We start from the raw sequence: 22,315 nt of genomic DNA on the forward strand, positions 1-22,315 counted from the left end.
AGACCTTCCCATGCCGGGGAGGTCTTTTTTAGAACCATTTTAATTAAAGCCAAAAAATTTCTGAGTCATTTTATAAATGGCGATGGGGAATTTCATTCCGCCCTTTCCCGGCAGATTGACTCCCTGTCCCAGGAATCCGTAACGAAGCCTTAAATAGAGCTTTAAATTCTGTTTTCGCAGGCTCTGCCATAGTTCTTTCTTTTTCTCCATATTTTCCTCTGTTCCGGACTTAATTGCAAGAATAGAAGTTATAACCATCATAATCTCTAAATACCTCACCATGTAACGGCGAAGCTTGCGCTGCTTTATCTTCATTACGTCATAATAGGAAAGCATCAGCTTTGTTACACGGATCTGCTGGTCTATTCTCCCTATCATGATCTGTTCATTGACTGACTGATCCTCCCTGCCTATGAAATAGCGGTAAAAGTTCACGTTTAAATAATACATGGTCTTCACATGGGGAAGCGGCTGGTATACAAAAATATTATCTACGTAAAAGGTATGCTTGGGCAGTTCCAGACCGCACTGCCTTAGAAGCTCGGTCCTGTAAATAACAGAGTGCATAAGAATGTATTGTCCCAGTATAAATACCTTCACGTCGTCCCAGTCTATCAGCTCATTCTCCGGAAGTGCAGTCCGGTAATTCATTACTTTTTTCCTTTTTGAACCCTGTTTTTCATATACAAAATTGCTCACCAGCATGTCAAGTGTCTTTTCACCGTAGACAAAACGCCTGAGCGTATTGAGAATTTCCTTATAAGCTGATTCATCCACCCAGTCATCGCTGTCCACTACCTTAAAATAGATTCCGGATGCATTCCTTAATCCTGCATTAACCGCTTCTCCATGTCCGCCGTTCTCCTGATGGATTGCCCTGCAGATTCCCGGATAATTCCGTTCATATTCATCTGCAATTTCGGCTGTACGGTCCTTTAGAGAACCGTCATCTACAATAAGGATCTCCACCTCATCACCGCCTGGCAGCAGGGAATCGATGCAGTTCCTCATATAGGCTTCTGAATTATAACATGGAATTGCTACAGATAAGAGTTTCACACAATATCCTCCTTTAGGTTGTTTTTCCAATAAATCCGGACAATACAAAATACAGTCACAACAACTGCCGCAGCTACAACAGCCACAGTCACTGCAGCATGTCCTCTTTGAAACAGAAATCCGGACAGCTTTGTGTTGGTTATGAAAAGCGAAAGTAAATTAGCCGGGATATGAAGCATGAAGGCTGCTGACAGGGCTTTTGTTCTCTCATAAAGCCAGGCTGCCGCAAGACCGATTAAAAAAGCATAAACACCCTGGGGAAGATTTCCGTGGTAAAGTCCAAATAAACCGGCTGATATGACAGCCGAAAGCCCAAACGAAAATTTATCCCGAAGGGGTGCAAATATCATCCCTCTGAAAATCAGTTCCTCTGCTGCCGGAATAATAAAACCGGAAGCCAGAAGCTGCAGCGCAAACGGCGGGGAATACAGGGCATTGGCCGCTTCCTGATATGCCTTTGATATCCTGGTCAGTCCCATGACTTCCACAACAGAATTACCCAAGATGCAAAGAGCTGCCCCAAGCAGCCATATGGAAACAGGACTGTTTGTAAGCTTAAAACTCTCTGCCAGCGAATATCCTCTGTTTTTCTGATCATAATAATAGACCCAGAGCAAAACCGGAATATTCAGCGCTGCAGATAATCCCGTAGCCGAAAGAGGACCCAAAGGCACCGCCAAATACAGGAAAGTGGTGGCTAACGTATAGGTAAACAAAGGAAGAATCAGATGCAGAATGATTACTATCATAAGTACCTTTCCTTTCATTTTCTGTATCTTCTTAAACATTATACCACCTGATTTCAGGATATCCACTTAATTTTTTTAAAATTATTTCTAAAATCTATTGAAATCTTTTCTCATATCCCTGTATGCCCGAAAGCGGTTGCTTTTTTTAACCGCTGATAATATAATGTCTTTATAATTTCTCATTAAACTACATGAAACTGAGAGGAAATGATATGGCAAAAAAACGTATTGTGATAGCTTTGGGACATCATGCTTTGGGAACAAACCTTCCGGAGCAGAAGACGGCAGTTGCCAGGACTGCCAAGGTAATTGCAGATTTTATCCAGTCCGGCTGGCAGGTGGCCGTTACTCACAGCAATGCTCCACAGGTCGGAATGATCCACACTGCAATGAATGAATTCGGAAAGCAGCATGACGGATACACCTGCGCTCCCATGTCTGTCTGTTCTGCCATGAGCCAGGGATACATCGGCTACGACTTACAGAACGGCATCCGTGCAGAACTCATGACCCGGGGCATCTATAAATCCGCAGCTACGATTTTAACCCAGATGATGGTAAACCCATATGACGAGGCTTTCTACACACCCATGAAGCCCATCGGCCGTTTCATGTCTGCAGAGGAAGCAAAGGAAGAAGAGGAAAAAGGGAACTATGTGGAAGAGGTTCCCGGCAAAGGTTTCCGGAGAGTTGTCGCTTCCCCAAAGCCAGTTTCTATCGTTGAGATTGATATCATAAAGGCGGTTATGGATGCAGATCAGATTGTGATCGCCTGCGGAGGCGGCGGCATTCCTGTTATGGAGCAGGGCTGCTACTTAAAGGGCGCCAGTGCTGTTATTGAGAAGGACAGAGCTGCCGGACTGCTGGCGAAAGAAATCGATGCCGACGTGCTAATGATTTTAACAAACGTGGATAATGTAACCTTAAACTTCGGGAAACCGGAGGCCAGACCAATCGGCCGCATGAGTATTAAAGAAGCTGCCGCTTATATTGAGGACAATCAGTTCGAATCCTCCTCCATGCTTCCAAAGATTGAGGCCTCCCTGGATTTCATTGAACATGGCAGAAACCGGAAAGCGATCATTACTTCCCTGGAAAAAGCAGAAGAAAGCCTGGATGATAAAGCAGGTACCATTATAACAGAATCATAGACAAAGAAAAGGATTTTTGCCCGGATAGAATACGCCGGACAAGAATCCTTCTTTCTATTACAGTTCCATTTCCGTTGAAAAGACAGTCACAGCCTTGCCTGTGATTTTCACTTTAACCGGTTTGCCTCCTTTTATTGCTACAGTAACTGAAATTTTCCCCATACGTCCGATGGCTTCTCCCTGTACCGCCTCAAAAGAAAATTCCTCTTTATTCTTTCCAAACAGTCCATATGTAACGAAGTAAGCCCCTAAAGGTCCATTTGCATTTCCTGTCACCGGATCCTCTGCAATCCCAATGGCAGGTGCAAACATCCTCCCATGAACAAGGGTTGCTTCCTCCGGATGAAGCGTGAATACATAATATCCGTTGCAGCCGGTCCTGGAGCTGATTTCTGTCAGTTTTGCAAGGTCAGGTTTTAAGCTGTGCAGCAGGTTTAACTCAGTTATGCCAATCATCACCTTGGAATGACCGGTTGATGCTATGGCAATGGGGCAGTCCCTTCTGAGTTTTTCTTCCGGTATCCCAAGGGCTTCTATAATCTCCATCTGAACCGGCAGCGGCAGCGGCTCTCCCACTTCCACTTCTCCCTGTGTCATAGTGATGGTATAATCTCCATCCTCTGACCGGATTTCAACAGGAAGGATTCCCGCCCCTGTTTTCTGTATGACCACTCCGGAAGCCATACCGCGCTCCAATGCTCTTACATAGTGGGCTGCAATTGTCGCGTGACCGCAGATGGGCACTTCACACCGGGGTGTGAAAAAACGCACATGAACGTCATACTCTCCCTCTGATCCCGGAAAAAGAAAGGCTGTTTCCGAATTATTTAATTCTCTTGCTATTTTAAGCATCATACTGTCACTTAGACCGTCGGCATTGGCCACCACACCTGCCGGATTGCCGGTAAACCGCTCTCTGGTAAATGAATCCACCTGGTAGATCCGATATGATTTTTTCATAAAAATCCTCCTCATGCTTGTTTTTTCTATCTTAATACGGTTAGTTCCTCTTGACAAGTAATTACATTTTCGTTATATAATTACCTTAAAGATACTAACTATCAAAATAATAATATCGAGGCAGACTAACTATGAAGAATAAAGAAATAAAACCCAAAACCCTGGAATGCCATGTAGAAAAAATGTTTAATATTATCGGCGGAAAATGGTCCTTTCTTATTATAAAAAATCTCTTTCCAGGCACGAAGCGATTCGGAGAGCTTCGAAGCAGCTTACACGGAATCAGTCCCAAAACACTGACTGCCTGTCTGCGTTCTTTAGAATCACATGGCATTTTAACAAGAGAAGTCATCCCAACCATACCGCCTGAAGTCCATTATACGCTGACAGAGAAAGGCATGGATTTACAAAACGTCGTCAATCAGATGAAAATCTGGGGAGAAAAATGGTCTGAACGTTAATCCTGCAGCATATATCTCCGAAACTCTGTCATATATTGAAACAAACGTACATGACGGAGTTTTACTATGAAATGGTTCAACCGATTAAGACTGACGGAAAAAATCAGAACATTTTCCGTTTCGCCAGAAAAGGGAAAGAAAGTCCTGAAGGCATTTCTGTTTCTTTTATGCGCCTTTTTTGCCGGGCGTCTGGGGGCTATGCTGACCGAACATCATCGTGCTGTGGAAACTGCAGCAGAGGGAAACTGGGGATTAAGCTTCCAGCAGGAAGGGCAGGCTCCGGTGGCCAATGCCACCATGGACTATTTAAAACAATACAATGCCTATTATGCACAAAAAACCCCGGATAAGATCTTATATCTCACCTTTGATGCCGGATATGAAAATGGAAATACTGCCGCGATTCTGGATGCATTAAAAAAACACCACGCACCGGCTACCTTTTTTGTTGTGGGAAACTACATAGAAACTGCACCGGAGCTGGTGAAACGAATGATAGCAGAAGGACACACAGTAGGCAATCATACCTACCATCACCCGGATATGTCCAAAATGAGCTCAAAGGAAGCCTTTGAAAAAGAGCTTGGGGATCTGGAAACATTGTTTGAACAGACCACTGGGCAGCAGATGAAAAAGTATTACCGTCCGCCCCAGGGCAAATACAGTGAATCCAATTTACAGATGGCTAAAGATATGGGTTACAAAACCTTTTTCTGGAGCCTGGCCTACGTGGACTGGTACCAGGATAAACAGCCTTCAAAGGAAGAGGCCTTCAAGAAACTTTTAGGACGGATTCACCCCGGCGCCATCGTGCTTTTGCACAGCACTTCCAGTACCAATGCCCAGATACTTGATGAGCTGCTGACCAAGTGGGAAGAAATGGGTTATCAGTTTAAATCTCTGGATCAGTTAGTAAGTCAATAAAAAAAAGCCGAGGTTCAATAATTGAACTTCGGTTCTTTTTTATAGAAGGTTAAAGATCAGCTGCAAAAGAAAGCGCCTCATCAATACATCCCGCCAGATTCTCCTTTCCCACTGACTCCAGAAAGCCCGCCCGCTCCATCATGGACATGGGCTGTTCATTGACATGGGATAAAATAAGGGTTATATGCTTCCTCTTTAAATTCTGATATAGTTTTTCCAGACTTTTTAACGCCGTCGCATCCATTGCAGGTACACTTCTCATTCGAAGAATCATGACTCTCTTTCCTTCTTCTATAATCAGCTGGGAAATCTTCTCCGCAGCACCGAAAAACATGGGACCGCTCACCTCAAAGACTGCCACATGCTTCGGCACAGGTTTTAAGTCTATGGACTCGCTGCTGTTTTCCTCTTCATCCTCTATATATTTCCAGCTGCTTATTTCAGTCACATCTGCCATACGTTTCATAAACAACAGGGAAGCAAATAAAATTCCAACTGCAATGGCTGTAACCAGATCAAATGCAACGGTTAATACAAAGGTGACAAGAAGCACGGACCAGTCACTTTTGGGAGCTGTTTTCATGATGGAAAGGAATACTCTCCACTCACTCATGTTATAAGCCACCATAAAGAGAATGGCTGCTATGGCCGGCATGGGAATTAACGCAGCATAAGGCATTAAAAATACAAGTACCAGCAGAAGCATCGCAGCGTGAACCATGCCTGCAACAGGTGTTCTTCCGCCGTTTTTTATGTTTGCCGCAGTTCTTGCAATGGCTCCTGTCGCCGGAATTCCCCCAAAAAGGGCGGAACAGATATTGCCGGCGCCCTGGGCAACCAGCTCCATGTTGGAATTATGCCTGCTCCCAACCATCCCATCTGCGACAACGCAGGACAATAAGGATTCCACGGCTGCCAGTACCGCTATAGTCATTGCATCCGGCATTACCGTCTGCACCATACTCATAGAAAATACGGGAAGATGAAATGCAGGAAGGTCCGATGATATGGTATATAAATCTCCAATGGTATTTACAGGAAGCTGAAACACTTTTACAAGCCCTGCTGTAACGATGACTGCAATCAGTGACGGCGGTATGGTCTTAAAAAATCGGGGCCATACAATGAGAATCAGGAGCGCTGTCAATCCGACTGTAAGAGCCATAGGATTAAGCGTACCCATGCTGTGTACAACCTCACTGACTTTTTCAAGAGTTTCGATGGGTGCATGCTCAAAGGTAAGTCCCAGAAAATCCTTGATCTGTCCGATGAAAATAGTAACTGCAATTCCAGTCGTAAATCCTGTGGTAATGGTGTAAGGAATAAAACGGATCAGGCTTCCCATCCGCAAACTTCCCATAATAACCAGAAAGATTCCTGCCATAATCGTTGCAATAACCAGTCCGTCAAAGCCGTTTTTTGCAGCAATCCCCGCCACAATTGATGCAAATGCAGCAGTGGGACCAGCGATCTGCACCTTGCTCCCTCCCAGAAAAGAGATCACAAAACCGGCTGTAATGGCCGTGTAAAGTCCCTGTTCCGGAGTGACGCCACTGGCTAACGCCAGAGCAATGGAAAGCGGAAGGGCAATGATGGCAACAATGATTCCGGAAACGAAGTCTTTAAAAAACTGTTCCTTTGTATAATGCTTCATTGATAAAAAAAATTGAGGTACCAAATCTTTCATTTCTTCATCCTTTGTCTATTATAAAATTTTTATAAACTTTTTATAATATAACGTTCCAGATAGAAGAAAGCAAGCCTATTTTCCATGTTCCTGAAATAATACAATAAAATTTTATCTCAGACTATGGGCAGCCAGTACTTCAAGACCATCTTCATCAAGCAGTTCCACCGTTCCACGGGTGATCTTCACCAGATTTTCTCCCTGAAACAGGCGAAGCAGACGGGTTACCACTTCTCTGGCAGTACCTAAATGCCGGGCAATCTGTTCATGGGTAATGGAAAGTTCCTTTGTTTCATTAAGTCTGCACTCTTCCAGTAAAAATGCAGCCAGCCTTCCATCCATTTTCTTGTTCATCACCTGATCCATCAGCCACATGACATCAGAGAATCTCGATGCCATCAGTTCATTGGTGAAGTTTGAGACTACAGCCGACTCTTCCATTAAATCACGATAGACATCGGGGGGAATCTGGAACACTATCGTATCCTGTTCTGCCTCCACTGTCACATCAAATTCAATATTCTTCACCATACAGGAACCGGAAAACAGACAGATATCCCGTTCAAACAACCGGTACAAAGTCAGTTCCCGCCCTTCATCCGATATGGTAAACACTCTTAACTGACCTTCTGTTACAAGAAGAAAGCCGCTGCATTCATCGGAATCCCCATGTACCAGCATTCCCTTTTCAAATCTGATTTTATTTGATTTCGTTGACAGCCTCTCTCTCTGTTTCTCTGTCAGCTTGTTCCAAAAGGGAAGATAATCTCCCAGTGTCATATTATAAAACCTCCCTGTCATTATTCATGTAAAAATAAAATCTCATCATTGGTATCAAACAATCGAAAGAATTCTCCGTATCCCATTGTTCCCGCTTTTAACTTTTCTGCCATAATAAGCAGATTAGCGGAATTCACTGCTGCCCCTTTTAAACCGGAGCGCATGGAAATATGGTTTAATCTGTCCCGGAAACCGCCTGTAAACTCTCCTGACACAAAGGCAAAATGAAATGTTTTCACCTCTTTGCCGAAAACGTTCCACCAGCAGTTAGGGTTTAACAGCTGGCTGCGCTCCTTATTTTCTTCTATATAGCGGTACATCTCATCTGCCTGCTTTATGGGAAGGGAATAACCCTTTCCATATGCTTTATTGTCGATGATCAGTCCGTTGTCTTCGTAGTAAATACACACATCAGGCTTTCTGGTATCCCCAAGCCTTCCCCCGTGAAATGAAAGCTCTGCTGTAAGCAGCTGGGCTGTCTGAATCTCGTAATCCCGGTCTGAAGTGCCGTCAAAGCCTAAATCTACAAGAATTAAGTATTTGTGGTCTATATGGGTTAAATGGGACCGCAGATAATCCTTCAGTATGGAAACTTCTGATTTCACCGGAAGGAAGGACTTAAGCGTCTCTGGGAACAAAAGCCCCGTAATCTCATCTGTAATCCGGTATGTATCTCTGGTCTTTTGAATCTGCAGTCCGATATTTTCCAGACTCTTTAGATCGTCAAGGATGGTTTCCGTCTCTTCCTCCAACCCCTTCTGTTTTAAATATTCCTGAATCTGCAAAGGAGTAAGGGCTGATTTTTCCAGGCCCATAATAATATGGGCTCTCCGGTTCCGTAAATATTCCCGGTCTGCTGCTTTGGTCGCCAGCATATCCCACATCACCCGCTTTGGTATCTTCCTGCATCTGGATCCCCCGGTTATATGGTTGCATATGGTCCTTCCCTTTAAAGTCAGCTGATAGGACTGGGGAATCACCTCTGTATTTATCCCGCTCCCATACAGTCCTTTAATCTCTTTTGGTATTTTCTTCACCCAGCCCACAGAAATCAGCCAGCTGCAGATCGTTCTGACGTACTTATCGCTGGTTCCTTCCGTATCCTGAAGCAGCTTTGTCTTTTCTTCCTTCTCCTGCGCTGCCGCAAGCCCCTCCACAATCATGGACTGGGGAATGGAAGTAAATCCCGCTTCTCCGATAAATCCAAGCTTTGCACCTATCTCAAACTTTGTCATATGCCCTTCCTTCATCAGAAGGGACAGCACTCTGCACACCGGAGGATAGGAAAGAAGGGCTGTCTTTAATACTTCTTCCTCTTCTTCGCTTCCCTCCTCTGCCTTGGCATACTGACTTCCCAAAACGGATAAGGAGCATTCATCAGCCGCCCTGTCATAATCCAAAAATCCAATGCTGACCGCCCATCTTAAAAATGAATCTGCCGGCCAGTCGGACTGATACTCTTTTCTCTGTCCGGGAAGTACCGCCTGTATGATTCCGGAACAGGGTGCGTTGCTTCTGGTATAGCCTTTTGGTGTACCTTTTCCTTTTAAATGGGTATAGGGAATGCGGATTTCTTCCTGATCCAGTTCTTTTATGAATTCCTCACGTTTGTCCTTATCCGGAATGAGCCTTGGAATCTTATCCGTTTTCAGCAGCCGGTTTATTCTGGAATCCGGTACAAATACGGATACCACATTTTTTAAATTGTCCAGGGTATAGGCCTCCTGTACCCAGCCAAATGTTCTCTCAGCCACGTTTCATTCCTCACTGTAGTTTTCTTACAGTATAGCATAGGAAAAGCAGATAGGCAAAATAATTTGATCTCCATCTCCTCTTCCTGTATCAGGATACATTCAATAATTTTGTGTAAAACTATGGTAAATTTTTGTCATTTGTTGTATAATATAGGGAGATAACGTCGTTATTCAGCAAAATGTAACGTCATTTTTCGACTACTTTTAGACATCAGTGCGTGGAATAAAAAATTATAAAGGAAGCAGTCGTTACAACCAACAAAAAGGAGAGACGAATGAAATCAGTTTATTTCAAAGACAGCCGCACTGCTCTTGATACTGTTAACCATAGCAATGCTGCTTTTGTATTATTTTGTGCACCTTCCGACGTGCATGAATTATCTCAACAGATCAAGCAATCCACTGTCTTATGTTCAGCAGCAGGTGAATATTGTTCCCAGGGTTATCAAAACGGTATTATATCCGGATTCGAATATGATCCCCAGATGGCCGAAATTGTACCGATTGATCCCGTTCCTGCCCTGAGCATAAAAGACATGAAACAAGCCTATCAGAAAGTAAAGAATAACCCAAATGCATTTTTACTGTTATTATGTGAGGGTCTGTCTAAAATTGAGGAGAAGATAATGACATCACTCTATTTTATGGACAGGGATTTTAAGGTGATCGGAGGTTCCGCCGGAGACGATTTATCTTTTACAGAAACTCCTGTTTATATAGGAAGAGAAAAGGTACATAGTGTGGGGTTGTTCTTTGACTGTAAAAGAAAAACGTATTTAGTCAGGGAGAACATTTACAGGCCATCCGGTAAAGAAATGCTGGTAACCGATGCTGACCCTATGAACAGAATTGTCAGATCCTTTAACGGCAGCCCTGCAAGTACGGAATATGCGAAAAATCTTGGAGTTTCTGAAAGGGATTTAAATAATCATTTCATGAATCATCCGTTAGGTATTGAATACGATTCAGAAATCTATATTGCATCGCCCCAAAAGATAAACGGCAATCAGTCACTGTCTTTTTATTGCCAGATCATGCCCAATTCCTTTGTGAAAATCTTAGAACCGTTATCGCCGGAAGAAGTCATTAAAGAAACGCTGAAGGGAATTCCCTTTAAGCCCCAGTTTGTACTGGCAATTAACTGCATACTGAGATGTCTCAAATTCCAGCAGGAAGGTCTTTGGCCCGCAATTGATCAGAATCTGACCGGCGCATGCCAGAATACGACCGGATTCATCAGTTATGGCGAACAATTTTATCAGCGACACGTGAATCAGACCATGATATTGCTGGCAATAGAATAGGAGGCCGCTATGTTTAAATATGGGTATGAGAAGAAATTAATTAACCAAACTCAGAACAGATCCGAAGATATACAGGAATTAATTGGCGATTTAGCAATCGATGCCGACCGCAACATGAATGGTCTCTTAAAAGAAGAGGGGAACTTAACTCACGGGTTAAATGAACTTCTGGCAGGAACTGAATTTACACTGAATGAAATACACAAGGTTGAGATGCAGCTGAAACGTCTTGATGACAGCATTAATATAACCAATGATTCGGTAGAAGCCGTATCCGGCAGCTTAAAGTTATCCGCAGAAGCGATTGAGGATACGCGGAATGCTTACATTCGTATGTCAGGCAAGATGGATGAGGTTTTAAATGTATTTAAAGATTTCTACAGCCTGTTTGAACTGCTGAAGCTTCAATATAATGAGATCACCGGATTTACCAATATGATAACCAGTGTTGCCCAGCAGACCAGGCTTTTGTCGTTTAACGCATCCATAGAAGCTGCCAGAGCCGGTTCCGCAGGCGTGGGATTTGCCGTTGTGTCAAATGAAATAAAAAAACTTTCTGATGAATCCCAGAAAAATGCTGACGATATCATAGAATCATTAAAAAACATGACGGAAACCTTCGAAAAACTGATTGAGAAATCCAGTGACGGCGGAAAGGTTGTGGAAGAAGCAAAATCTATGGTTGAAGAATCAGAAAAGCTGATCGACGGAATCGTAGATGCTGAGAATCATGTAGGGGTTAAAGTTACCCATGTAAAAGAGTCTCAAAGCACAAATTTAGAGGCAGTGAAAAATATTACAGAAAACATGGCAAATGTGGCTCATAAATCGGCTGAGGAACGACTGAAGTTAAATGAACTGGTGATAGACGTCAACCGAAAGACAAAATTTTATTCCTATATTTTAAATCATTTAGATCAGATAAAAAACATAATCAAAGGCTGAGCCTTTTCTCTCTTCGGCCAGACAGTTGTATATTTCTTCCGGAAATAATTCTCCCGTCTGGTCCGAATCCTGACAGGCAATGAAGGTTATTCATCCGCCTCTTCTTCATAGGAGTGTTGTGCAGCAATGGGTCTTACAGTTATCCCGTTAATCTCCACATGCTCACTGATCCCGATTACAATACAGGGGCGCCCCTCGATCATCCGGTTCTCCACCAGGTAGGTTTTATCCGGAGCCACCTTTATGCTCACATCCGTGGTCTTGATTTCAAAGCTTCTTGCGTTTACGATATTGGAGGCAAGGAATCCCGGATTCTTTTCCTGTTCTTCCTGGGTTAAACGCTGTTCTAATTCCTCAAGCTTCTCCTGTGATGCGCCGTTGTTTTCCAAAAGCTTCTTCATCTGGTATTTATCAATGGTAAAGGGAGCCGGTTCATCCTTTGTTTCTTCCAGCATCTCATTGATGGTTTCATGAATGTTCTTTACTGTCTCAAAATCACAGTTTTCTCCCAGGGTTTCCTCTATAATCGTCTGAAACGTCTCCTTCTGGCTCTTTGCAGTCATTGGAATGACGCAGCCTAATAGTTCGTCAATCAGACGCTCCGGCAGCAGCTCCGGATTTTTGGAATAATAGACAAGTCCGTGAATGTCCGTGTTACGGTCTGTAAATGCCGGAAATAAAAACCCTGTTTCCGGAGCCTCCACGATCCAGTCCCTGTTCCTGTTCTCAATTACATTCGCCTGGGAATTATAACAGAGGCCAGCCTTTGACAGTTTTACGGGGCAGATGGTACACTGGATAAATTCATAGACAAAATCAGAGGCATCGTACATCTCAAGTCCGTCGGAAGATCTTGCCGGTATATCGTAGGCACAATGAATCAGGATTATGTAATAGTTCTCACCGTAATCATAGCTTGCAATGACTTTATCATAAAACTCGTCAATCAGGCTGTCATCCTTTAACTGGCTGTCTCTCAGCTTTAACAGGAAATTCTGGGTACCTCCCTCTTCCTCAGTATGGAGGGGAAATTCCATATTCACCAGATTCTTTCCAAACGTACCTGATAGAGCGCTTTTAAAGATGGTGAAATATTTAAATGCCTCATCTTCCGGAAGAGAGAGAAAGGCCTCCTTTAACTCTGTCCGTTTATTCTTTTCTGCGTCTACATAGCAGCCGCAGATCCGGCTGATGGCGCAGTTGGCTGGCGTAAAAAGTTTTTTTAACTCACTTGCTTCTTTCTTATTCATTCAAGATATTCTCCTGTCTAATGCTGTCTGTTTCTTTAGATATCGCCAAAAAGCCCACACACCAGAGGTCTGTGAGCTTTTTCATTCAATTTATTTCTCTGCTTTCCACAAACCGTGAAGATTGCAGTACTCATAGGCTGCCAGGACCTCATCGCCTTCGCACATCATGAATTTTGCGACCGGTTTGTCACCCGGGTTTAAGATCTTTCTCTGGTTACCCATCTTTGTCTCTAATACGATCCAGCCAATGAAATGTTCAGGAAGCATGGGATGTTCTACAGAACCAACCGTAACAGTAACGCTCTGGCCATCAATTTCAATAACCGGAACATGTTTTTCAGTTGCCGCATCTGTGGTATTGGCTTTCATCTCCTGCATGTTGTCTCCGCAGCAGGTAATGGTGCCGCCTTTTTCTTCTACAACCGCTACAATATTTCCGCAATGATTACACTTTAAAAACTTCATGTGAATACCCTCCTTTTTCTTTTGACTGCTGTAAAACTGCATGGCAATTATACCATAAATTCCACAATCTTACAACAGAATCCTCTGTTAGCCGATTGACCAGTTCTGGCTCTGATTCTGTAAGTCAGTCATATGGCGGTAGATGCCTCCCTTCTTATAAAGAACTTCGGGTCTGCCTTCTTCTGCCACTCTCCCGTCTTTTAAAACCACGATTTTATCCGCCTGGGCAACGGTTCTCATCCGGTGGGCGATAATGAGAACGGTCTTGCTGCGGATCAGATTTGATATGGCACTCTGGATCAGCGATTCGTTTTCCACATCAAGAGAAGCGGTGGCTTCATCAAGAATAATGACAGGAGCATCCTTTAATAAAGCTCTTGCAATGGAAAGCCTCTGCCGCTCTCCTCCGGAAAGTGCAGACCCGTTCTCACCGATCCTGGTCTGAAAGCCTTCCGGCAGACGGCTGATAAAGTCCATGCACTGGGCAGCCTCTGCCGCTTCCATCACCTCTTTGTCTGATGCATCCTTTCGTCCGATCCTTATATTTTCCATGACTGTGTTATTAAAAAGCATGACATCCTGGAATACCACTGAGATGTTCTTTAGTAGATGTTCCGGATCAATCTCCTTTACATCTGCGCCTCCAATTGTGACTCTTCCCTTTTCCACATCCCAGAAACGGGCTGCCAGTCTGGCTGCTGTACTTTTTCCTCCGCCTGAGGGGCCTACCAGCGCGGTAACCTGGCCCTGTCTGGCGCAAAAGGACACATCCTCTAAAACAGTCTCGTTCTGATGGTAGGAAAATCCTACATGATCATATACGATATCGTATCCATTCAGCTCTTTTGTCTCTGCTCCGTCCTGTACCGGCTCCTCCTCAATTGCCCTCATCCGCTCAACCTGCAGCAGTGTGGAATAAACAGCTGATAAATTATTTAAGCTGCCTGTGAGCGGACCGTAGATGCGGGTAGCCGCAACCATGAAAATGAGAAATACCATGAGATCCAGCTTCTTCTCCGTCATGAGAAACGCACCGGAGAGAACCGTTGTTGCCATTCCAAGACGCAATACCATCTGGGATGCCGTCACAAAGCTGCCGTTTAAGGTCTCCATTTTAACGGTTCCCTTTTCCACTGCAATAATCTTTGAATCTAAATCCTTTAAATAAGACTCTCTCTGATTGTTCGCCTTGATATCCTGAATATTCTCGATACACTCCTGGATACCATCGGAGGCCGCCAGCTTCTTACATTTTTCCCTCCGCTCCAACCGGTCAATGACTGGTCTGGTGCCTGCTGACAGCATAAATGCCGTGGGAATCACCCACAAAAGGGCCAGTGCCATCTTCCAGTCCAGGAAAAACATTCCCAGTCCGACAAAAGCGGTGGAAAGGAGCGCACCGATGAGTTCGGGAATAAAATGGGAGAATGCGGTCTCCATCCATGCGCAGTCTGCCATAATGGTGGTTGTTAAATCTGCTAAATCTCGTTTTCCAAAGAAAGAAAGGGGGATTTTTCTTAATTTTTCCGCCAGCCGGATACGTAAATTGGCACTTTCCTGATAGGAGGCCAGAAACGTTTTGTTATACTGGATATACTGAAGAACAAAAATAAGCAGCAGAAAGAGCACACTCATTCCAATAAACCCAAAAGGTCCCATTTCCGTTGTTTTTTCTCCTGTGACAGGCATCAGCAGCTTCTCAAGAAAAAGAATGATCAGTCCCATGGGGAAAATAAGTCCCACATTCGCCGCCGCACAGGCAAAAACTGCTCTTGTAAGATCCTTTCCTCCCTGCTCACTAAGTGCAAACCGTCTCTGTAAATACTTACTCATGCTTTTCACCTACTTTCCATGAAACTGAGGTCTGATAATCCCCCCACATAGCGGCATACAGTCCCTGCCGGTGAATCAGTTCCTCATGACTTCCCCTCTTCGATCCTCCCCTGATTCATGACTAAAATCCGGTCTGCCCCCCGGACAGTGGAAAGGCGGTGGGCAATCATCAGTACTGTCTTTCCTTTTACCAGGGTTTCAAAGGCTTTCTGAATCTGATATTCATTGTCAGGATCAGCAAATGCCGTTGCTTCATCAAGAAGAACGATGGGGGCATTCTTTAGTACAGCTCTGGCTATGGCAATTCGCTGGCATTCTCCGCCTGATAAGTAAACGCCTCTGGTTCCTACCACGGTCTCATACCCATCGGGGAATTTGTCAATAATGTCCTGACAGCAGGCCGCTTTTACCGCCTGTTCTACTTCCTCTCTCGATGCCTGTGGCCTTGCCGCCCGGATATTATTAAGAATCGTATCCTTAAAAAGATGGCTGTCCTGAAATACAAAGCTGATATTCTCCATCAGTTTTTCCGTATTCATTTCCCTGATATCCACGCCTCCCACACAAATACTGCCATTATCTACGTCATAAAAGCGGGGAATGAGACTGGCTGCCGTCGTCTTTCCGCCTCCCGATGGACCTACAATTGCCACAGTGGCTCCCTGGGGGATTTGAAATGACACATTCCGTAAGGCAGGCTCCTTTCCCTTTTCATAGGTAAAGGTTACATTTTTAAATTCCACAGAGGAATCCCCCGGAGCTTTTGGTTGATCCGGCTCTTTTAGCGGGGGCTCTTTTACAATGGCCATAACCCGGTTCAAGGCATCCTTCGCTTTTAAGGTATTCTCACTGGTCCACATGATTTTATCCATCATGGTAACGCAGACAGGTGTGAACAGAACATAAAAGAGAATATCCAGAACCACCTTGAGATAAGAGGCGCCATATCCTAAATCCGCAGTCAGAATAAGACCTGCCGGAATGAGAAAAGCGAAAATTCCATTAATACTTACGGTATAAGCACACATGGGAATCCTTAAAGAAACGGTATAGGCAACTGCCCAGTTTTTATAACGGAGAATGGCCTCATGAAAATTTTTAAAGGAAAAAATGCTTTGCTGAAATGTTTTTACTACCGGGATTCCCCTCACATACTCCACAGCCTCATTGTTCATATCCTCTAAGGCGTTCTGATACTGTGCCATGGCATTTTCCATGTCTCCCATCATTACCCGGGTTAAGACAAAGAGTCCGGCTGCCATAGGCAGAAGGCTGATCAGTCCAAACCTCCAGTCGAAAAACAAAAGGAGCAGTAACACCGCGGCAGGAGTCACCATGGCCCCCGTTAAATCGGGAAGCTGGTGGGCCAGATAGGTTTCCGTCTGTCCTGCCCCGTCATCAATGATCCGGCGCAGTTTTCCGCTTCCCGCCCGTTTCACGTAACCGACTGGCAGCTTTGTTAAATGATGAAGGGCAACTGTCTTCATATTCCTGGCCGTACGGAATGCGGATAAATGAGTGCACATAAGAGCACCAAAATAAATGATCATACTACCAAGGGCAGCCGCCACAGAATACCAGCCATAAGTGATCATCTCACCCGCTGCGCTGATATCCGGCCAGGCTGTTACTGCTGCTTTCACCGCCTTCCACATAAATACATACGGAAACAGTCCAACCACAGCACTGATTCCGGACAGAAGACAGCCGAGCCACGTTAAATACTTATAATTTCCTGCAAACGTCAGGAGTGTGACCTTCCCGGTATCCGTCAGCTCTGTCATCAGATTCTTTTTTTCTTCCACCTTTTTTCCTCCTTAGGAATATTCTGGTCAGCCATTGGTTAGTTATGGCTAATCAATATTCAAAATAATATGGAGCATCAAAGCCCCATAATTTTTTTCCAGCCCGCATGCTGGAAGGTTCCAAGTACCAGCCCGTAAGACAGGGCCTTTTCCCTTGGAACGTCATGTGCTACAAACTCCCATAACTGCTGAAAAAACGACCGGGACAAAATATGAATGATGGTGCTGTCAATATCCATGACCTCATGCCCCAATTCCTTCATCGCCTTAACAAATTCCCAGGTTGAGGCTTCTTCAATTTCAGTCAGCTGGCTTAAGTAGCTGTCACAGTATTCTTTGCTGCTTTTACAGAAGATCAGTTTAAATAAATCAAACCGGTCATAAACATAATCCACCATCCATGGAATATTTTCGTCTGAGATCACATCAAGGGCTGCTGCCTGCTTTTCGGGAGGCAGAGCGGCAAAATCCACATGCATCTTTCTGTATCCTTCCATCAGCCCGTCTGCAGCATTTCCGGTCAGTTCCTCAAAAAGTGCCTCCTTGCCTGGAAAATATCCGTATATGGCTCCTGTTGTTACACATGCTTCTCTGGCAATCCGTCTTAAGGACGCCCCAACGTATCCGTATTTCAAAAACTCCTGTTTCCCCGCTTCCAGGATAGCGAGGCGTGTATCATTTGGCTGAGTACCCATTTATTCTCCTTTATAACACTGTTATATAACGATGTTATTATCGTACAAAAAATGCAGGGCGTCAACACGCCCTGCCGGTCATTTTTTCTCAATAACGCTTATTTTTATTTCTTCGATAAAAATTATCATGTCTTATTGATAAACCTAAGTATTAAAGCTGATCGGACGCATTAGAAAGCCTGAATTCCATAATCAGTTCCTTTAACATCTGCATCTGGCTTAACAGCTCTTCACTGGTAGCAGCGCTTTCTTCTGCTGTTGCTGAGTTTGCCTGGGTAACCATGGAAATCTTTTGCATACCATCTTCTAACTGGGACACACTGTCTGCCTGGCTCTTTAATGACTGAGACACCTTGGACACAAGGGTATCGATGGTATTAGTCTGCTCCACGATCTTATTAAATACCTGGGCAGTCGATTCGGTGTTTCGTTTTCCCTGTGCAACCGATTCCATGGTGCTGTGTATCAAATCCGTTGTCTGCTTTGCAGCATCAGCACTTTTTCCAGCCAGTTCTCTCACTTCATCGGCAACAACGGAAAAGCCTTTTCCTGCCTCACCTGCACGGGCTGCTTCAATGGCTGCATTTAACGCCAGAATATTGGTCTGGAAAGCAATATCATCAATAATATGAATGATCTCCTGAATCTTCTTGGAGGATGAATCGATGCTTGCCATGGATTCCAGCAGCTTTTTCATCTCCTCATCTCCCTGTCTGGTCTCAAGGATGGCGGATTCCGTCATGTTCTTTATGGTAAGGGAATACTGGGCATTGTCCTTTATATGGGTGGAAACCGTCTCCAGGGATAAGCTGAGACTCTCCGTGGTAGCCGCCTGTTCCGTGGAATTGGCAGCCAGATTCTGTCCTCCCAAAGCGACCTGGGCAGAACTTGCTCCTACCTGGTCTGCAGAGCAGGCAATGTTATGTAACGTCTTGTTAAGAGAGGACAGAATCTTACGAAGAGCAGTCTGGATAGGAATAAAATCACCCATGTACACTACGGAACTTGTCACCGTCAGATCATTATTTGCCACAGAATCTAACACATGGGAAATATCCATAATGTAAGACCGAAGCTCTCTGATGGTATTGTGAAGCGCAAGAACCAGACGGGCACTTTCATCTTTTCCATTGGTAAGCTCCACATCCTCCTGCAGATCTCCATGAGCCAGACGCTCAATACGCTGTGTCGCTTCAATGATCGGCTTTGTAATCCGCTGTGCAAATGCTCTTATAATTAAATTGGAAGCTGCGAGGAGAACCAGACCGGTAAACGCGCACATAAAAAGCGTGAAACGTACATTTCCCTCAATCTGTGTCAATGGCGTAGTTACTGCAACAGACCAGCCCTCCGGGCCGTCCAGAGGAATGTATCCCACCAGACGGCGGACTCCATTATAATAGCTGAAGCCCGTACCTGTTTTTCCAGCCATCATCTCCTGGAAAATCTTAGCCGTAGGTTCATAGGATGCATCCTTTTTTGCAAGTTCAAGATAATCTTTCGGATTGATCACATTCTCAGCATCAGGATGAATGACAGTTCTTCCCTCCTTATTCACTACAAATGCGTATCCGCTTTCTCCAATTTTGATCTTTGTCAGCTCATCACTGAATGCTTTGTAAGGAAGCAGGCCATACAGCACTTTTCCAGTGCTGCCGATTGGCGCACCAATATAAAACATTAAATTATTATCTCCCTTAAGGAACGGACTGGAAATATAGGTCACTCCGCTGACTGCCTGTTTAAAAAACTCCTGATCTGCAATCTGGTCTCCCATATCATTGCTCCCATTGGAATCGGCAATGGTAATATACTCAAAACCGGAAGCCTGAGCCTCCTCCTCCAGAAGACGCTTCTGTTCTGAAGCAGATGTTTTTCCATCTGTAAGAAAGCTCTTTGAAGCGGTGATCTTAATCTGGTTCCGGTAAATGTCAAGCACTGAGTCGATCCCCTGCTGATACGATGCTGCCAGATAAGAAGAGTTTTTCTTTGCTTCCACCAGAGAACTCTGGTAATAAAAAAATGATGAGATTGCCGTTAAAAATGTTACTGTAGAAACCAATAATAATGAAATAAAAAGTATAAGCTTATTTTTTAAATACTTCATAAATCCTGGTGCCTCCTCCGTAATAAAATCCGGAAACCAGATACTTCTCTGTCCTGTGATTTCCGGAGAAAAAAAGGGAGATTACTCCCCCTTTTTTCCATATATCACCAGTATAATCCTTTTTTCGCCACGTGTCAAAAAGGTTTTTTAAATTTCCCGCAGATTTATTGATAAAAATTATCACAGCCGACTGCACTTGCTTATGTGTTTCAGCTGAGCTTAAACTTCCCGACTTCATCCCTGAGAGTCTGGGCCTGGGCGGCCAGTTCTTCGCTGGAAGCGGAGCTTTCCTGTGCAGTTGCTGCATTGGACTGCACCACTGCTGATACCTGGTTAAGTCCCAGTGCCATCTGTTTTGCCGATTCTGCCTGTGATCTTGATGCAGCTTCGATTTCACCAATGACCTGTTCAACAAAACCAGAGCTCACCGCAACCTCATTTAAGGTCTCAGATGTGATGCCAACCAGTTTTTCTCCTCTTGAAACGGTATCGGAAGAGTGCACAATGATGGCTGCAGTCTGCCCTGCTGCCTGTGCTGACTTCTCAGCCAGGCTGCGGACCTCGTCAGCGACTACTGCAAATCCCTTCCCGGCTTCTCCTGCTCTGGCAGCTTCCACTGCAGCATTTAAGGCAAGAATATTCGTCTGGAAGGCGATATCTTCAATTACCTTTGTAATGCTGTTTATTTTATCGGAGGAAGTGCTGATATCTTTCATGGCTGTTCTTAACTGTTCCATAAATTCATTACTCTTTGAAAGTCCCTGTGCTGATTGAAGGACAGACTCTGCTGCTTTTTTCACCTTCTCCAGATTCAGTTCCGCCTGCTCTGACATTCCTTCAATGGAAGCGCTTAATTCTTCAATGGTGGCGGCCTGTTCTGCCGAACCTGATGCCAGAGTCTGGGCTCCCTGGGATACCTGGTCTGCTCCGATCCCCACCTCATCTGCACTTGCCTGAATCAGCTTCAGAGTATGGTTTAACGACTGGGAAATGGTTAAAAGTGCCTCTTTTACAGGGGCAAATTCCCCTTTATAATCCTGATGAAGCTCTATCTGCATATTCCCGTCCGCCATCACTTCAAGCACCTGGGTGATCTCACGGATATATTCAATATACCGGTTTAACTGGACTACCGTGCGGTTTAATGCAAACGCCATCTGCCCGGTCTCATCACTGGAGCTTACATCTGCCGATATATCCAGCCTGCCGTCAGCGATTAAGTCAGCCGTTTTGGTCAGCTTCTTAATTGGGGCAACAATCATTTTGGAAATCAGCAGGATCATGACAACTACCACCAGCACTGCAATCGCAAATACCCCGATCATAGAGACTGTGATTGCCCTGTAACCCTCATAAAACTCCTTTACCGGAAGTCCCGCAGCTACAGTCCAGCCCGTATCTCCTACCTTACGCACATACCCCTCAGCCTCTGACTGTTTTGATGTAAAGGAAAGGTATCCTTCCAAAGAGGAGGTAAGAGCATCTTTCATGTTCTGTGACATATCTAAATCGGCAATTTTTTTATTTACCATCTCCTTGTCCGGATGGTAAATAACCTGTCCTTCTTTCGATGTAAGTATGTAAAATCCAGTATCTCCAAGCTGGTATGAGCCAATGGTTTTTACAAGTCCATCCAGAGAAAAGTCAATTCCTACGGCTCCTATGATATCCTTGCCATCTGCTCCAAAAACAGGGGCTATAATACTTACAATCTGTGCCTTTGTTGCGAAGTCCTCAAAAGGCTCTGTCATAATTATACTTCCCGAATCCACCACACTCTGATACCACGGACGCTCTGTGACATGATAAGTCTGATCAGACACAAAGCCGTCCGACTGGGCCAGCTGGCTGGAATCTATGTCTGCAATCCAGAAAGCCACGATAGAATCCTTATCCTTCTCATAAGACCGAACCATGGTCTGTTTGATATCATCAAATCCTGATGCCGATGTAATGACTGTGCCTGGCTTTAAATCCTGGAAAAATTTCTGAAGCGTCACCGTATCTGACAACTGGCCGGCTTTGTGTTTGTATTGATTAAAGTAACCTTCCATCTCCTCAGCCGCTACCTGTGATTTTGCAATCAGCTCTTTTTCAGTCATGTCTTCCACACTGGATTTTACTAGAAACAAGATGACCGCACCCACAATACAAAAGGACAGAATGACAGGGATTCCGACAAAAAAAAGTATTTTAGTCAGAAGACTTTTTAAACCAAATTTGTGAATCTTTCTCACGTTTTTTCCTGAAGCATGCTCCGACATAGTTTTCTCCTTTTTATTTAACATATTGCTGGGCGTGCAGTGCTCTCAGCTCTCCGGCTTTTAGCAGGATACTGCGAAATGCAGTTATGGAAGTGTTGCATAAAATACACGCCGATAATATT

17 protein-coding genes and 1 pseudogene are annotated in these 22,315 nt (G+C 44.4%); 5 read left to right on the forward strand and 13 right to left on the reverse strand.

Going from position 1 to position 22,315, the window contains the following annotated elements:
* Window positions 1-39: 39 nt before the first annotated feature.
* Together V7D18_RS19360 and V7D18_RS19365 are read right to left on the reverse strand one after the other, a co-directional pair.
* Entirely contained in the window at window positions 40-1,059 is a 1,020-nt protein-coding gene (locus V7D18_RS19360) for a glycosyltransferase family 2 protein (RefSeq protein WP_426156611.1), read from the reverse strand.
* Window positions 1,056-1,847: a CPBP family intramembrane glutamic endopeptidase gene (locus V7D18_RS19365; RefSeq protein WP_426156613.1), complete on the reverse strand. Its 792-nt coding sequence runs from the start codon at window positions 1,845-1,847 to the stop codon at window positions 1,056-1,058. Before V7D18_RS19365 ends, V7D18_RS19360 begins: the two co-directional genes overlap by 4 nt.
* 173 nt (window positions 1,848-2,020) lie before the next feature.
* Between V7D18_RS19365 and arcC the strand changes: the two genes are divergently transcribed.
* The gene (gene arcC / locus V7D18_RS19370; protein WP_426156615.1) at window positions 2,021-2,959 is read left to right on the forward strand and encodes a carbamate kinase; all 939 of its coding nucleotides are present in this window, start codon (window positions 2,021-2,023) and stop codon (window positions 2,957-2,959) included.
* 57 nt (window positions 2,960-3,016) lie between these two features.
* Here the strand turns inward: arcC and V7D18_RS19375 are convergent, their stop codons facing one another.
* Window positions 3,017-3,919 carry a PhzF family isomerase gene (locus V7D18_RS19375; protein ID WP_426156617.1) on the reverse strand — a complete coding sequence of 301 codons (903 nt, stop codon included), beginning with the start codon at window positions 3,917-3,919 and terminating at the stop codon, window positions 3,017-3,019.
* A gap of 131 nt (window positions 3,920-4,050) precedes the next feature.
* On the opposite strand from V7D18_RS19375, the gene V7D18_RS19380 reads away from it, so the two are divergent.
* A complete protein-coding gene (locus V7D18_RS19380) occupies window positions 4,051-4,380 on the forward strand; it encodes a winged helix-turn-helix transcriptional regulator (protein WP_426156619.1) in 330 nt (109 codons plus the stop codon).
* Between the two features lie 66 nt (window positions 4,381-4,446).
* The gene (gene pdaA / locus V7D18_RS19385) at window positions 4,447-5,304 is read left to right on the forward strand and encodes a delta-lactam-biosynthetic de-N-acetylase (RefSeq protein ID WP_426156620.1); all 858 of its coding nucleotides are present in this window, start codon (window positions 4,447-4,449) and stop codon (window positions 5,302-5,304) included.
* Between the two features lie 49 nt (window positions 5,305-5,353).
* Here the strand turns inward: pdaA and V7D18_RS19390 are convergent, their stop codons facing one another.
* The 3 genes from V7D18_RS19390 to V7D18_RS19400 all read right to left on the reverse strand — a co-directional run bounded on the left by V7D18_RS19390 (window position 5,354) and on the right by V7D18_RS19400 (window position 9,525).
* The gene (locus tag V7D18_RS19390; protein ID WP_426156622.1) at window positions 5,354-6,991 is read right to left on the reverse strand and encodes a SulP family inorganic anion transporter; all 1,638 of its coding nucleotides are present in this window, start codon (window positions 6,989-6,991) and stop codon (window positions 5,354-5,356) included.
* Between the two features lie 111 nt (window positions 6,992-7,102).
* Entirely contained in the window at window positions 7,103-7,771 is a 669-nt protein-coding gene (locus V7D18_RS19395) for a Crp/Fnr family transcriptional regulator (protein WP_426156623.1), read from the reverse strand.
* 20 nt (window positions 7,772-7,791) lie between these two features.
* Window positions 7,792-9,525, reverse strand: coding sequence for a restriction endonuclease FokI C-terminal domain-containing protein (locus tag V7D18_RS19400; protein ID WP_426156624.1), 1,734 nt, complete (start codon window positions 9,523-9,525; stop codon window positions 7,792-7,794).
* A 275-nt stretch (window positions 9,526-9,800) separates the two neighbouring features.
* Here V7D18_RS19400 and V7D18_RS19405 point away from each other — a divergent pair, with 275 nt between their 5' ends.
* Both V7D18_RS19405 and V7D18_RS19410 read left to right on the forward strand, forming a co-directional pair.
* The gene (locus V7D18_RS19405) at window positions 9,801-10,829 is read left to right on the forward strand and encodes an FIST signal transduction protein (protein ID WP_426156626.1); all 1,029 of its coding nucleotides are present in this window, start codon (window positions 9,801-9,803) and stop codon (window positions 10,827-10,829) included.
* A 9-nt stretch (window positions 10,830-10,838) separates the two neighbouring features.
* Window positions 10,839-11,774, forward strand: a complete 936-nt coding sequence (locus tag V7D18_RS19410) for a methyl-accepting chemotaxis protein (RefSeq protein WP_426156628.1) — start codon at window positions 10,839-10,841, stop codon at window positions 11,772-11,774.
* Between the two features lie 86 nt (window positions 11,775-11,860).
* Here V7D18_RS19410 and V7D18_RS19415 read toward each other — a convergent pair whose 3' ends face one another.
* From V7D18_RS19415 to V7D18_RS19445, 7 genes and pseudogenes are all read right to left on the reverse strand, one after another.
* Complete coding sequence (locus V7D18_RS19415) at window positions 11,861-13,024, reverse strand: DUF4317 domain-containing protein (RefSeq protein ID WP_426156629.1); 1,164 nt, start codon at window positions 13,022-13,024, stop codon at window positions 11,861-11,863.
* 90 nt (window positions 13,025-13,114) lie between these two features.
* Window positions 13,115-13,489 carry a desulfoferrodoxin family protein gene (locus tag V7D18_RS19420; protein WP_117417856.1) on the reverse strand — a complete coding sequence of 125 codons (375 nt, stop codon included), beginning with the start codon at window positions 13,487-13,489 and terminating at the stop codon, window positions 13,115-13,117.
* An 87-nt stretch (window positions 13,490-13,576) separates the two neighbouring features.
* Window positions 13,577-15,322, reverse strand: a complete 1,746-nt coding sequence (locus tag V7D18_RS19425; protein ID WP_426156631.1) for an ABC transporter ATP-binding protein — start codon at window positions 15,320-15,322, stop codon at window positions 13,577-13,579.
* A pseudogene (locus V7D18_RS19430) lies at window positions 15,315-17,106 on the reverse strand (ABC transporter ATP-binding protein). The gene V7D18_RS19425 and the pseudogene V7D18_RS19430 overlap by 8 nt, the downstream one beginning before the upstream one ends.
* Before the next feature lie 98 nt (window positions 17,107-17,204).
* Complete coding sequence (locus tag V7D18_RS19435; RefSeq protein WP_426156632.1) at window positions 17,205-17,822, reverse strand: TetR/AcrR family transcriptional regulator; 618 nt, start codon at window positions 17,820-17,822, stop codon at window positions 17,205-17,207.
* A gap of 151 nt (window positions 17,823-17,973) precedes the next feature.
* Window positions 17,974-19,929: a methyl-accepting chemotaxis protein gene (locus V7D18_RS19440; protein ID WP_426156634.1), complete on the reverse strand. Its 1,956-nt coding sequence runs from the start codon at window positions 19,927-19,929 to the stop codon at window positions 17,974-17,976.
* A gap of 209 nt (window positions 19,930-20,138) precedes the next feature.
* Window positions 20,139-22,193: a methyl-accepting chemotaxis protein gene (locus V7D18_RS19445; RefSeq protein ID WP_426156635.1), complete on the reverse strand. Its 2,055-nt coding sequence runs from the start codon at window positions 22,191-22,193 to the stop codon at window positions 20,139-20,141.
* Window positions 22,194-22,315: the final 122 nt, after the last annotated feature.

The organism is Lacrimispora sp. 38-1, assembly GCF_049890855.1.
Taxonomy (GTDB): domain Bacteria; phylum Bacillota; class Clostridia; order Lachnospirales; family Lachnospiraceae; genus Lacrimispora.